A 13106-nucleotide genomic window follows, 5' to 3' on the forward strand; every position below is an offset into this window, starting at 1 on the left:
ACCGAGTTATGATAATCCGTACTATATACACACGAGTTACGGTGGATATAACGAGTGCATTGAAATTAGCAACGGTTCTTGTTTGCCAAACTGCGTTGGATATGTTTGGGGACGAGCGTATGAAGCTATGGGAAGCAGGCCGAATCTTTATAAAGGGAACGCAAAGCTTTGGTGGGATTATAATATCGATAATGATATTTATCCTTACGGCTATACTCCTGCAGCCGGCGCGATTGCTTGCTATAACGAAAGTGGAGATTATGGACACGTTCTTTTTGTGGAAAACGTCATTGGAGATACCGTTTATTTTTCTGAATCTTATTATCTTAGTTACCCTTATTATTTCAATTATGATTCGCTGAGTATTGCCGATATGGAGACATATCGAGGCGGTTTCAAAGGGTATATTTACTTAGGAATAACACCCGCGCCTACTTATGTGGATCTTGGCTCAGATTTCTACGCGTTCATAATCAAGCAGGATTCGTGGAAGCACCTTGCGGCTGAAAACGGCAACCTTCAACTGTCTTCGACCGGCAATAACAGTGCCGATCCAAAGCAGATATGGCATTTTATTAAAACGTCTGACGGCTCTTATAAAATCGTGAACGAATACGACGGCAGATGCCTTGACGCCGCTAATTTCGGAACGAGCAACGGGACTAACGTAGGAGTCTGTGCGAGCAACGATTCTACCGCGCAAAGATGGTTCGTTTCAACTAAAGGCAGCGGATACGCGCTTTCTCCTGCATATACAAGTATGGTTATCGATATTGACGACAGCTTGAACGATCCCGGTACCAACGCGCAGCTCTGGCAGCCCGCCAACACGTCGGCTCAGATTTTTTCGATATACAAACTCACGGAGGACGGCGTTACCTATTCCAAACCCGCAAAGCCGTCTGCGGTGACCGTGAACGCTTCAATTTCTTCTAATAAACTGAATATTTCGTGGAGCCAGTCACCTTTGATTGGGAGATATGACTCGAGAGTTTATGATGTTATTATATACAAGGGCAGTGCGAGTGGAACGCCGATACACAAGAAAACCGGACTGAACGCCACGTCTTACAGCTATACTTTGGACGGCGAAGGAACGTATTATGTAAAGGTCGCTTCAGTCAATACGAAGTATTACGAATGGTATACGCTTTCTTCGGCGGTAAAGGTCGAAACGAAGACTGATACACTTGGGGATATGGATGGCGACGGTTCGATATCCGTTGCCGACGCGCTTTCTGCTTTGAGAGTGGCGGCGAAGCTTGCGAGAGCCACGAGCAGCGTGAAGAAGATAGCCGACGTGGATTTCGACGGAGCGATAACGGTTTCCGACGCGCTTGCGATACTGCGCGTCGCCGCAAAGCTGGCGGTCACAAAGCCGCTGTCTGTGACTTCGTTCAACGACCGCACGCTCTATCCCGGATGCTATAAGAAATACTCCGTTGCCTCTAATTATGCGAACGTTCACAAGGTCGAGTGGTCGAGCAGCAACGCGTCAATTGCGAGCGTTGACAGCGAAGGTAAGGTCACGGCTGTAAAGGAAGGAACGGCGACGATAACGGCGAAGGTTTCCGTAATCGGTCAGCAGAAATCCGTTTCATTTACTGTTACGGTCACGAATCCGAGCGTCGTTCTTTCTCCCGCGAGCCAAAGCACATCCTTTGACGCAAGATCGGATAACAGGGTTGTGATCAGCAAGCGCATCGCTTACAAATGCCCGCTTCCGTCCGTAAGCACGGACGTGAACACGGCGTATTGCGGCGACAGCCGCGTGAGCGCTTCAAGTATTACAAAGGAGATAACGTCCGGTGATGGTAAGTTCAGCGGAGAATACTTCTATTCGTATCAGCCGGGTGTGATAAAGATCAAGTATTCGTTTACTCTGGCGGGCAAGACTTACAGCAGCACTTACACTTGCAACTTCACGCTGACGCGCACCAACCCCGATATGGGTCAGTATATCAGAAGCTCGACTTCGACGTCTTCGACGAATCTGGGTATGGTTCCGGCGAATACGACTTACGTTATTACACAGGTCGCGGTTACGGGAACGGTCGGAGAATCTGGAACTCAGGTCTGGGGATACACGACCTATGGCGGCGTATCCGGATGGACTTTGATCGAGTATTGGCAGTAAGTGATACCGAATAGTTTAACAACAAACGCCTCCCGAGCGGGAGGCGTTTTTATATATCGAGATGCGTTTCTATGTGCCGCAGGGGATCGGCGAAGGCGGGCGGGATATACTCGCTCTTCTTGCGCAGCAGCAGCGAAGCAGGCGTTATCGCGCCCTTGCCGAAGCGGCTGCGGACGCCGTCCGCGGCGCGTTCGAGCGTCTCGGCGCGTTCGTGGCGGCGAAAGCCGCCGCCGAAGTCGAGCTGCGCGGGGAACTTCTCGTCGCAGAGGTTTATCGCCGTCAGCGTCACCGCGCGGACGGGGCAGCGCCAGTCGTACCGCTCGCGGAAGAGGCGGAAGCCCGCCTCCGCGAGTTCGCAGGCGCAGGAGGTCGGGTAGCGCGTCGCCGTCTGATACTGCCGGAAGGTGAGCATACCGTCCCGCACCCGCACGGAAACTCCGCGCGCCGCAAGGCCGTTCTGCCGCAGTCGCCTGCCGACGTCCTGCGCCAGATGCAGCAGCATAAGCCAGACCTCCGCGTTATCTTTCATATCCGCCGGCGGCGTCTGCCCGTGCCCGACGCTCTTTATCGGGCTGACGTACCCGATCGGCATGACGGGGGAGAGGTCGAGCCCGTTTGCATACTGCCAGAGCGTCAGCCCCGCCTTGCCGAAGACGGAGCGCAGGAAGTCAGGGCCGGTCGTCGCCAGGTCGCCTATCGTGCGTATGCAGTAGCGCTCGAGCTGTTTTCTTCCGCTGCGCCCAACGCCGAACAGATCCGCCGCGGGAAGCGGCCATATCTTTTCGCGGAAGTCGCGCCCGATCTCCGTCGTCGCGTCCGGCTTCTTCATATCCGAGCCGAGCTTCGCGAAAATTTTGTTGAAGCTGACGCCGACGGAGATCGTCAGCCCGACCTCCTCGCGCATACGCCGCCGCAGCTCGTCCGCGATGGCGCGTCCGTCGCCGAAAAGGAGCGTGCTCGCGCTGACGTCGAGCCAGCATTCGTCCATGCCGAAGGGCTCTACGAGGTCGGTGTATTCGGCGTAAAGCTCCCGCGCGGCGCGCGAGAAGCGCGCGTATTCGCCGTAGTGAGGCGAAACGATGACGAGCTGCGGGCACTTCTTCTGCGCCTGCCATATCGGCTCCGCCGTCGCCACGCCGAAGCGCTTTGCCTCTTCCGATTTCGCCAGCACGATGCCGTGGCGGTCCTCCTTCGAGCCGCAGACGGCGATCGGCAGCCCCTTCAGCGACGGATCGAGCACCGTCTCGATAGAGGCGAAGCAGTTGTTTATGTCGCAATGCAGTATCGTCCTGTCCACGCGCAGCCCTCCTTTCCGCGAAAACGCGGCCGCTTTCCGCCGCCGGCCGCAAAAACGGCGTCAGCAAACACGCCCCCGCCGCTTGTCCGGAGGTTTGTGAGGTTTTTTCAAAAACCACTTGACAAATGGTGAAAGTCGTTGTAATATATTGGTGAAATTTGTTTCACCAACGCCCTGCATCTATTATTTTAGGTGAAACGAAGTTCATTGTCAAGTGAAAGATGATGAAATTACTTTCATATTTTTGCCGTTTTATACGGGGGAGGAAACGAAATGCTTTTCGGAGAGAAACTCAGGGAGCTGCGCAAAAAGGAAGGGCTGACGCAGGAGGCGCTCGCCGCCGAGATCGACGTTACCAAGCGCACGCTCATCAACTACGAGAGCGGCCGCTGCTACCCGAAGCAGGCGGAGATCGTCATGCGCCTTGCGAAGCGCTTTTCCGTCAGCGCCGACTATCTCATGAGCGAGGCGGACGAGTTCGTTGCGCAGGCGCACGCCCGCGGCGGCGCGCGCGGCATGGCGCAGGCGAAGGAGCTCGTCGCGGAGGTCAGCGGACTTTTCGCGGGCGGCGAGCTTGAGGATGAGGACAAGGACGCCGTCCTGCGCGCGATAATCGACGCCTACTGGGACGCGAAAAACGATAACAGGAAATACGCGAGGTCGTGATCCGCAATGAGCTATATCGAGTTGGAAGCGGAGGCGCTTGCGGCGAAATACGGCACGCGCGATCCCTTCGAGATAGCGCGCCAGGAGGGGATAGCGGTCTATTTCCGCAATGACTTCACCAAGCTCAAGGGTATGTATAAAGTTATCCTTCGCCGCCGCTGCGTCTTCATCAACGCCGGACTGTCACAGGAGGAGATGCGCTATATCTGCGCGCACGAGCTGGGGCACGACAAGCTCCACCGCGCCGCGACCGCGAAGGCGGGGCTCTGCGACTTCGTGATGTTCGACGTGAAAAACAAGCTGGAGTACGAGGCGAATCTTTTCGCCGCGCACCTGCTCATAGACGACCGGCAGGTCTCCCACGCCGCCGTGAACGGCATGACGGCGCAGGAGCTGGCGGCCACGCTCGGCGTACCCGAAACGCTCGTCACGATAAAGGCGGCGAACTACGAGAAACGCCGTCAGCATCACGCGCCGCGCGAACTGAAAAATCCGCTGTATTGACGGCGTTATTGTTAGGGGTGCAGTCCTGCCTTCTGTCATCCTGATGGCGAAGCCCGAAGGATCCCGCACCTTCGGCAGCCGTCTGCACAAGACAGGGGATTCCTCGTCGGCGCCGCCTCCCCGGAATGACAGCGCCGGGCGGCGAGCTGACGTCATAATTCTAAACCATGAACTCAAAAACGGAAGGAACGCGTTCCTTCCGTTTTTCGTTCTAATCCGGACTTGCCCTCAATAGAATGTAGCACAAGCTGTTGAAAGGGTGAGAACCGTGAAAAAGAGCATATTATCGCATATCGGCGTCGGCACGGTGCGCGTCGCCGCCGCGGCGCTGATAACGGCGGTGCTGCTCGCGCTGCGGCTCGGCGGCGCGGATACGTCGCCGGTGAAACGCGAGATCGCCTCCGGCGGAAGCGCGATAGGGGTGGTGAAGTACGTTGTCGGCAAGTATAACGAGTTCACGGCGTAGCGTGCTGCGCTTCGACGTCGGCGTGCCGTTCCTGCTTTCGCTCGGCGCGCTGATGTTCGTCAGCGGCGGGCTCGCCGTCTGGGCGGTGCTTGCCGCGCTCGCGCACGAAGCGGCGCATCTGCTCGCGATATACGCCTGCGGTTTTCGCGTGCGGCGCGTCTCGCTCCACGGCGGAGGCGCGCGCATGGAGTTGAACTCCGAGCCGCCGAAGGGGAAAGCGGCGCTGATCCTGGCGTCCGGATGCTTCGGCAACCTGCTCGCCGCCGGCGCGGTAAAGGCGTTCGGCGGCGCGTCGCTGCGCGCTTATATCTTCTTCGGCGCGAACCTGCTTCTGTGCCTGCTGAATATCCTGCCGCACTCCTCGCTTGACGGCGGCAAGCTGCTCCGCCTCGCGCTCGGCGAAAGGGGGAGCGCGGCGAAAGTCGCGTTCTGCGCGGACGTCGCCGTGACCTTCCTGCTGACGGTGGCGGGCGCGCTGATCTTTCTTAAATGCGGCAAAAACCCGACCGCGCTGCTGCTCGGGCTCTGCCTTGTCGCGAAATTGCCGGTTTTCGGCAAAAAAAGCTATTGAATTCCGCGCCGATTGTGCTATAATGTCAATTAGTATATTATGGGCGGAGATGTGTTATGAAAGTCAACGCTAATTTCCAGAAAATGAAACCGAGCTACCTCTTTTCCGAGATAGCGAAGCGCACCGCGGAGTTTCGCGCGCAGGAGCCGGATAAGGATATAATCCGCCTCGGCATCGGCGACGTGACGCGTCCGCTTTGCCCCGCCGTCGTTGAAGCGGGCAAGAAGGCGGCGGACGAAATGGGCCGCGTCGAGACCTTCCGCGGCTACGCGCCGGACGGCGGCTATCCCTTCATACGCGAAGCCGTCAGCCGCTACTACGCGCGGCGCGGAGTTGAGATCGCTCCCGACGAGATTTTCGTCTCCGACGGCGCTAAGTGCGACGTGGGCAACATCCTCGATATCTTCGCCCCGGGCGTGACCGCGCTGATCCCCGACCCCGTTTATCCCGTCTACGTCGACACCAACATCATGGCGGGCAACAACATCATATACGTAAACGGCAGCGCGGAGAACGGCTTCCTGCCCATTCCGGACGAAAGCACGCCTCCGGCCGACCTCATCTACCTCTGCTCGCCGAATAACCCGACCGGCGCGGTCTATGACGCCGGACAGCTCGCGAAGTGGATCGCCTACGCGCGAAACTGCGGCGGCGTGATACTTTTCGACGCCGCTTACGAGGGCTTCGTCGAAGGCGGCCTTCCGCACAGCATCTTCGAGATCGAAGGCGCGAGAGAGTGCGCGATCGAGTTCTGCAGTCTCTCCAAGACCGCCGGCTTCACCGGCACGCGCTGCGCCTACACCGTCGTGCCGAAGGAGCTGAACGCCGACGGCGTGTGCCTTAACGCCCTCTGGGCGAGGCGCACCGCGACGAAGTTCAACGGCGTTTCCTACGTCATACAGCGTATGGCGGAGGCCGCGCTGAGCGACGAGGGGCTCGCGGAAATCAAGGAAAACCTCAATTACTACAAAGAGAACGCGCGCATGATATCCGCCGCGCTCGACGAGCTCGGCATCGAATACACGGGCGGCAAAAACTCGCCTTATATCTGGCTTAAATGCCCGAACGGCATGGGCTCGTGGGAGTTCTTCGACCTGCTGCTGAAAAAAGCGGGCGTGGTCGGAACGCCTGGTGCCGGCTTCGGCGTCAACGGCGAGGGCTTCTTCCGTCTGACCGCGTTCGGAGACAGAGAACGCACGGCGGAGGCCGTCGAGAGAATAAAGAGAACCGTCAGGGAGGAATTATAAATGAAACATACCGATCTTTGCGATATCCACAAGAGTTATAAAGAGCTCATCGGGACCGAAATGACCGTCTGCGGCTGGATAAAATCCATCCGCGACTCAAAGCAGGTCTGCTTCGTCGAGCTCAACGACGGCACGTCTATGAAAAACCTGCAGGTAGTCATCGACAAGGCGACCTTTGCCGACGTCGACAAGGTGCTCAGGCAGAACACCGGCGCATCCCTCGCCGTCCGCGGCAGGCTCGTCGAATCCATCAACCCGAAGCAGCCCTTCGAGCTTCACCCCGACAGCGTCGAAGTCCTCGGCGAAGTGCCGGAGGACTACCCGCTGCAGAAGAAGGCGCATTCGCTCGAGTTCCTGCGCACGATCCCGCATCTGCGCGGCAGGACCAACACATTCGCGGCGATGTTCCGCATCCGTTCGCAGCTCGCGGCGGCGATCCACGAATTCTTCAGGGGCAGGAACTTCACCTACGTCCACACCCCGATAATCACCGGCAGCGACTGCGAGGGCGCGGGCGAGATCTTCCACGTCACCACCCACGTCTTCGGCGAGGACATCAAGAGCGCAGAAGAATACGCAGCCACCGACTTTTTCAAGCGCACCGCCGGTCTGACCGTTTCCGGTCAGCTGGAGGGCGAAGCGATGGCGCGTTCGCTCAGCAAGATCTACACCTTCGGCCCGACCTTCCGCGCCGAGAACTCAAATACGCCGCGCCACGCCGCGGAGTTCTGGCAGATCGAGCCGGAAGTCGCGTTCGCCGACCTTTTCGACATCATCGAGCTCGCGACCGCGATGATAAAGCACATCACCAACAGCGTGCTCGTCAACTGCCCCGAGGAGATCGACTTCTTCGAGCGCTTCTATGAGAAGGGCCTGAAGGACAAGCTCCTCAACATCGTCAACTCCGAGTTCGCCGTCGTGGAATACACCGAGGCGATCGAGCTTCTCAAGAAGTCCGGAAAGCAGTTCGACTACCCCGTCGAGTGGGGGCTCGACCTGCAGACCGAGCACGAGCGCTATTTGACCGACGAGGTCTATAAGCGCCCCGTCTTCGTCATCAACTACCCGAAGGACATCAAGTCATTCTATATGAAGCTCAACCCGGACGGCAAGACCGTCGCGGCGACCGACCTGCTCGTTCCGGGCGTCGGAGAGATCATCGGCGCGAGTCAGAGAGAAGACAACTACGACCTGCTGATGAAGCAGATCACCGACCGCAAGATGACGATGGACGACTACGTCTGGTACACCGACCTGCGCCGCTTCGGCTCCGTGCCGCACGCGGGCTACGGCCTCGGCTTCGAGCGTATGCTTATGTACATCACCGGCATCGGCAACATCCGCGACACGATCCCCTTCCCGAGAGCGAAGAATCTGCTTGCGTAAAACTATGGCGAACAGAGTTTACAACACGCGCCAGCGCGAATCGGTGCTTGCCTGCATGAAGGAGAGCGCCGGCGGACATATGACCGCGCAGCAGGTTACCGACCTGCTCCGCGCGCGCGGCGAAAAGATCGGGCTGACGACCGTATACCGCTGCCTTGACCGGCTGGTGGGGGAGGGCGTCCTCGTGAAGTACGCCGCCGCCGACGGCGAAAGCGCCTGCTTCCGTCTCGCCGAGTGCGAAAGCGAGAACTGCTTCCACATGAAGTGCGAGAACTGCGGCGCGTTCTTCCATATGACCTGCGACCACCTTTCCGAGCTCGCGGAACACATCTACGGCGAGCACGACTTCACCGTCGATCCTTACAAAACGGTTTTCTACGGTATCTGCGGCGAGTGCAAACGCCGTCAGGAAGACAAATAATCGCATATCAGTTTAAAAACGGGAGCCGCGCTTCGAGAGCCGCTGCTCCCGTTTTCGCATATAACGACGATGGCGTACCGCGGGCTTTCGGCGGGGTAAAATCCGGCGAACCACGCGTTGTTCACGCGCGTTCCGTCTTCGGAAAAACTGCCCGTCTGCGCGGTCGCGGTCTTGCCGCCCGCGCCTCCGGCCTTCGGCTTCGCCGCCGCGCCGGTGCCGTTCTCGACCGCGTTGACCATAAGCTTCCGCAGCCGCTCCGCGATCTCGGCGCTTACAACGCGCTCCGGCTCCGCGGAGTCGAACGCCTCGACGACGTCGCCCGATTCGTCGCGTATAGCTGTCACGAGCCGCGGAGTCGGGCGCAGTCCGCCGTTCGCGGCGACCGAAACCATCACCGCCGCCTGCACGGGCGTAACCATGAGATCGCCCTGCCCGATTGAGAAGTTCGCGACCGCGGCGGAAGCGGCGAGCGAGCTCTTTTCAGTCAGCCGGCCGGCGTCCGTGACCATGCCGTCGGCGAGGCGGTAGGCGCGTCCGATCCCGAAACGCGCCGCCGCGTCGTAAAGGCCGTCCGCGCCGACGTTGAGCGCCGCTTTTATGAAGTAGGGGTTGCAGCTGCCGGCGAAGGCGGCGGCGAGCCCCACGCGCCCGTGGCCTTCGTCCTTGTGGCAGCTGACGTCCCTGCCGCCGACGTGGATATATCCGCGGCAGGTGTAAACGAAGCCGTCCAGCCCCGCCTCGATTATCGAAGCGGCGGTGACGATCTTGAAGGCGCTGCCGACGCTGAACGCCGCGAAGGCGCGGTTGAGCAGGGGAGCGTCCGCGTCGGTCAAACTCTCCGCTACGCTGTTCGGGTTGTAGTCGGGGAAGGATTCGCAGGCGAGCAGGTCGCCGTTGCTTACGTCCATGACGACGACGGCGCCGCGCCGATTGCCCTCTACGGAACAGAACGCCGCCCGCGCCATCAGCGAGAGGTTTTTGTCGATTGTCAGCGCGACCGCCCTCCTGCCGCCGTCGCCGCCGCGTGAAACCGCCGCGCCGGTCAGCTCGCGCCCCCGCGCGCTCACGGTCACGGAAGCGTTGACGCTCCCGCCGCCGGAGAGCACGCCGTCGAACGCCCGCTCGACGCCGGAAACGCCCTTTCCGTCGCCGTTGACGTAGCCGACGATGTGCGCCGCCACGCCGTCGGAGGGGAAGCGGCGCGGGACCTCGAGCAGCGCGACGTTTTCGAGCCGCAGATCGCGGTCGCTGACCTTGAAGGCGAACGGCATCCCCGACTCCGCCGCCTTCGTAACGCGCCTGGGCGAAACGCCCGCCGCCTCCGCCAGACGCTTCACGGCGTATTCGCTTTTCAGCGGCGGCACGCATACGGCGTAAACGTCGCTTTCGCCGTCGACGAGCGACGCGCCGTTGCGGTCGAGGATATCCCCGCGCTGCTCCGTCAGCTTCACCGAATACCGCCGCCCCGTCGAGAGCACCGCGAGCCCGTCGTCTCCGCGCATGACAAAAAACACCCGCACCGTGAGCGCGGTGAAGATCAGTATCAGCGCGGCGTAAAACTTCAGCGTCCGTTTCTTCATAAAAATATTTTGCCCGTTTTACTCAAGAGTATTGAAAAAACCGTGCCGATGGTGTAAAATAACGGGTGAAAGAAAAACGAAAGGAAGTATTATAAATGGAAAGAACAGTACTTATCGAATCCTCCGCCCGCCACGTCCATCTGACGCAGGAGCACGTGGAGATCCTTTTCGGCAAGGGAGCCGAGCTCACATTTAAGAAGGAGCTTTCTCAGCCCGGTCAGTTCCAGTCCGAGCAGCGCGTCGACCTCGTCGGGCCGAAGAATACGCTCAAGAATATATCCATCCTCGGCCCCGTCCGCAAGGCGACACAGGTCGAGCTTTCCTGCACCGACGCCAGAGCGCTCGGCATCAAGGTGCCCGTCCGTGAGTCCGGCGACATCGCCGGCAGCGCGCCCGTGACCATAGTCGGTCCCGAAGGCAGCATCGACATCCCCGAAGGCGCGATCGCCGCGAAGCGCCACATCCATCTGACTCCCGCGGACGCCGAAGAGTTCGGCGTGACCAACGGCCAGATCGTCAGCGTCAAGACCGAAGGCGAGCGCGGACTCGTTTTCGACAACGTCGTCGTGCGCGTCAGCCCGAACTTCAAGAAGGCGATGCATATCGACACCGACGAAGCCAACGCCATGGGCTACGCCGGCGAAACCTACGGCGTGATCGTGGGATAACGTCAAAAAGAACAATAAAAAAACGCCCGTTCAGCCGAACGGGCGTTTTTGTATCGTCTGTTATTTCTTCTTGATATAATCCAGATACCCCTGCAGTATCAGGCACGCGGAAGCGGTGTCGATATTGTCCTTGCGCTTCTTGCCCTTGAAGTCGGTGGCGTTCATATACGCCGCGGCGCCGACGGTTGTCAGGCGCTCGTCCCAGAAGTAGACGCTGATGCCGCTACGCATCTCAAGCTCGAAAGCGAACGCCGCCGCCTTTTCCGCGCGCGGACCGCGCGTGCCGTTCATATTCAGCGGCAGCCCCATGATTATCTGCGCGCAGTTGTTCTCGTGCGCGAAGGCGGATATCCTGTCGATGAGCTTTTCCGGATCGGATTCCTTTATCGTGCCGGCGGGGGAGGCGAGCGTCTTGCTCTCGTCACTGAGCGCGAGCCCCGTGCGCGCGTCGCCGTAGTCGACGCCGAGCAGACGCGTCGGCGCGGCGGATTCCTTCCACCACGACTGACGCCGGAAGGTCGCCAGCTCGTCCGGCAGGTGCGAAACGTCGCCGTCGAGCACGAACGCGGGCTTCAGATCCTCGTCGAAGTCGATTATGTAGATCGCCGTGTTGTCGCACCACGGGATCGTGCCGAGCTTCTCGAAGCCGATCCCCTTCAGCGCGCAGAGCATCGCGCGCATCGCGCAGCCGTGCGAAACGACGAGCACGTTTTTGCCTTCGTTCGCGCGTACTATGTCGGTTATCGCGGCGTAGGTGCGGTCGTAGACCTGCTTCATCGTTTCGCCGCCGGGCGCGGCGAAACGGTGCGGCTCGTTCGTCCAGAGGCGGAAATCCTCAGCGAAGCGGACGGTCAGCTCGGCGTAGGGGACGTCCTCCAGCTCGCCGATGTTCATCTCGATGAGCCGCGGCTCGATACGCAGTTCGAGGTCGCGGTCGCCGATCGCGGCGAGCGCCGTCTGCTTCGCGCGCGTGAGCGGGGAGGAGTAGGCGGCGTCGAAGCGGAACTCCGCGCAGCGCTTCTTCAGATATTCAAGCTGTTTTTCGCCGGCCGGCGTGAGCCCTGCGTCAGTATGCCCCTGAAAGCGGCGCTGAATATTGCCCTCCGCCTGCGCGTGGCGAATGAGATAAACGCGTGTGGTCATGTTTGAAGATTCCTTACAAAATGATAATATTGATTTGGATTTCGGCGGCTTTGCCGAAAACAAAATCCCCGCGGCGCGACAGCGTATTTCAAACCCGCTTATTTGCAGGTGGGTGTCCGCCTCGCTGTTCACGCTCCCTTCTTCCGCTGAAAGCGGGAGGTCTGCAATCCGAGACGAGAGTCGGGTCTCCCTTATTGAAATTGTAGGTTTTAAATGCTGTCGCGTCCGGCGAGGACACTTATATTATACTCGATAAAAACGTCTTCCGCAACAGTTTTTATAAGAAAAGGGGAGGATTATTATTCCTCCTCTTCCTCTTCTTCGTCGAAGCCGCCTTCTTCATAGATGCGGGTGTATTCCATCGCGGCGGCGTCGTATTCGTCTTCGTCCTCGATGAGCGCGAAGGCCTGCTCGCCGTTCTCGTCGGTGACGAGCTTCATCAGCCAGACTTCGCCTTCGTCGTCGCAGTCGCAGTCGTCCTCCCCGCAGTCGCAGCCGTCGAGCGAAAGCATCGCGACGTAGCAGTTGCCGCCGACGTCGAACGTGCCGATATGCTCCCAGGTGGATTCTTCACCGTTTTCGTCGGTCAATACGATCAGATCGTCAAATTCTTCAGCCATTGTTTTAGCTCCTTTCGTGTCTATGCTGGTATTTTAACACACGCGAACGTAAATTACAAGTGGAAATGAGCCGAATTGAAAAATATCGCCGCCGTATCTTTCCGCCGCGGAGTGAATAAATGCCTTCATTTATATATAATATATATCGCGGAAAAACCGCGTAAGATAGGCGTTTTCCGGCTCGCGAAAAAAATTTAAAAAAATACGAAAAAAGTTCTTGACAAGAGCGAAGGTCGGTGGTACAATAATCAAGCTGTCCCCAAAAAACGGGTGTTTGCGGGGATACGTACGGACCTTGAAAATTAAACAACATTATGACAATTACCAAAAATGACCCTTAATTTTTTTGAGAGTACTATTTACGTCGTCCGAGAGGGCGAATGTAAATCCAGACGCTAAG

At 58.7% G+C, this 13106-nt stretch carries 13 protein-coding genes and 1 other RNA gene; 9 read left to right on the top strand and 5 right to left on the bottom strand.

Features of this window, described 5'->3' with window-relative positions:
- Positions 1–127: 127 nt before the first annotated feature.
- Positions 128–2137, top strand: coding sequence for an RICIN domain-containing protein (locus tag IJL83_03100; protein MBQ6552587.1), 2010 nt, complete (start codon positions 128–130; stop codon positions 2135–2137).
- A 49-nt stretch (positions 2138–2186) separates the two neighbouring features.
- Here the strand turns inward: IJL83_03100 and IJL83_03105 are convergent, their stop codons facing one another.
- The gene (locus IJL83_03105; GenBank protein MBQ6552588.1) at positions 2187–3434 is read right to left on the bottom strand and encodes a DNA polymerase IV; all 1248 of its coding nucleotides are present in this window, start codon (positions 3432–3434) and stop codon (positions 2187–2189) included.
- Between the two features lie 273 nt (positions 3435–3707).
- Between IJL83_03105 and IJL83_03110 the strand changes: the two genes are divergently transcribed.
- The 7 genes from IJL83_03110 to IJL83_03140 all read left to right on the top strand — a co-directional run bounded on the left by IJL83_03110 (position 3708) and on the right by IJL83_03140 (position 8695).
- Complete coding sequence (locus IJL83_03110) at positions 3708–4100, top strand: helix-turn-helix transcriptional regulator (GenBank protein ID MBQ6552589.1); 393 nt, start codon at positions 3708–3710, stop codon at positions 4098–4100.
- 6 nt (positions 4101–4106) lie between these two features.
- On the top strand, positions 4107–4604 hold the full coding sequence (locus tag IJL83_03115; protein MBQ6552590.1) for an ImmA/IrrE family metallo-endopeptidase: 498 nt from the start codon (positions 4107–4109) through the stop codon (positions 4602–4604).
- A 268-nt stretch (positions 4605–4872) separates the two neighbouring features.
- Positions 4873–5070: a hypothetical protein gene (locus IJL83_03120; protein MBQ6552591.1), complete on the top strand. Its 198-nt coding sequence runs from the start codon at positions 4873–4875 to the stop codon at positions 5068–5070.
- A gap of 1 nt (position 5071) precedes the next feature.
- Positions 5072–5641, top strand: a complete 570-nt coding sequence (locus tag IJL83_03125) for a hypothetical protein (protein ID MBQ6552592.1) — start codon at positions 5072–5074, stop codon at positions 5639–5641.
- 56 nt (positions 5642–5697) lie between these two features.
- Positions 5698–6888: an LL-diaminopimelate aminotransferase gene (locus tag IJL83_03130; GenBank protein ID MBQ6552593.1), complete on the top strand. Its 1191-nt coding sequence runs from the start codon at positions 5698–5700 to the stop codon at positions 6886–6888.
- The gene (gene asnS / locus IJL83_03135) at positions 6889–8274 is read left to right on the top strand and encodes an asparagine--tRNA ligase (GenBank protein ID MBQ6552594.1); all 1386 of its coding nucleotides are present in this window, start codon (positions 6889–6891) and stop codon (positions 8272–8274) included.
- A gap of 4 nt (positions 8275–8278) precedes the next feature.
- Positions 8279–8695, top strand: coding sequence for a transcriptional repressor (locus IJL83_03140; GenBank protein ID MBQ6552595.1), 417 nt, complete (start codon positions 8279–8281; stop codon positions 8693–8695).
- Here IJL83_03140 and IJL83_03145 read toward each other — a convergent pair.
- On the bottom strand, positions 8680–10275 hold the full coding sequence (locus IJL83_03145) for a penicillin-binding protein 2 (GenBank protein MBQ6552596.1): 1596 nt from the start codon (positions 10273–10275) through the stop codon (positions 8680–8682). The genes IJL83_03140 and IJL83_03145 overlap by 16 nt on opposite strands.
- Positions 10276–10370: 95 nt before the next feature.
- Here IJL83_03145 and IJL83_03150 point away from each other — a divergent pair, with 95 nt between their 5' ends.
- Positions 10371–10943 (top strand): phosphate propanoyltransferase, encoded by a 573-nt coding sequence (locus tag IJL83_03150; GenBank protein ID MBQ6552597.1) that lies wholly within the window; start codon positions 10371–10373, stop codon positions 10941–10943.
- 60 nt (positions 10944–11003) lie between these two features.
- Here the strand turns inward: IJL83_03150 and ruvX are convergent, their stop codons facing one another.
- The 3 genes from ruvX to IJL83_03165 form a co-directional block, all read right to left on the bottom strand.
- The gene (gene ruvX / locus IJL83_03155) at positions 11004–11615 is read right to left on the bottom strand and encodes a Holliday junction resolvase RuvX (GenBank protein MBQ6552598.1); all 612 of its coding nucleotides are present in this window, start codon (positions 11613–11615) and stop codon (positions 11004–11006) included.
- A 531-nt stretch (positions 11616–12146) separates the two neighbouring features.
- A non-coding RNA gene (gene ssrS / locus IJL83_03160) (6S RNA) lies at positions 12147–12325 on the bottom strand.
- A 60-nt stretch (positions 12326–12385) separates the two neighbouring features.
- Positions 12386–12706: a DUF1292 domain-containing protein gene (locus IJL83_03165; GenBank protein ID MBQ6552599.1), complete on the bottom strand. Its 321-nt coding sequence runs from the start codon at positions 12704–12706 to the stop codon at positions 12386–12388.
- Positions 12707–13106 lie beyond the last annotated feature (400 nt).

This window comes from Clostridia bacterium, from assembly GCA_017438525.1.
Taxonomy (GTDB): domain Bacteria; phylum Bacillota; class Clostridia; order Oscillospirales; family RGIG8002; genus RGIG8002.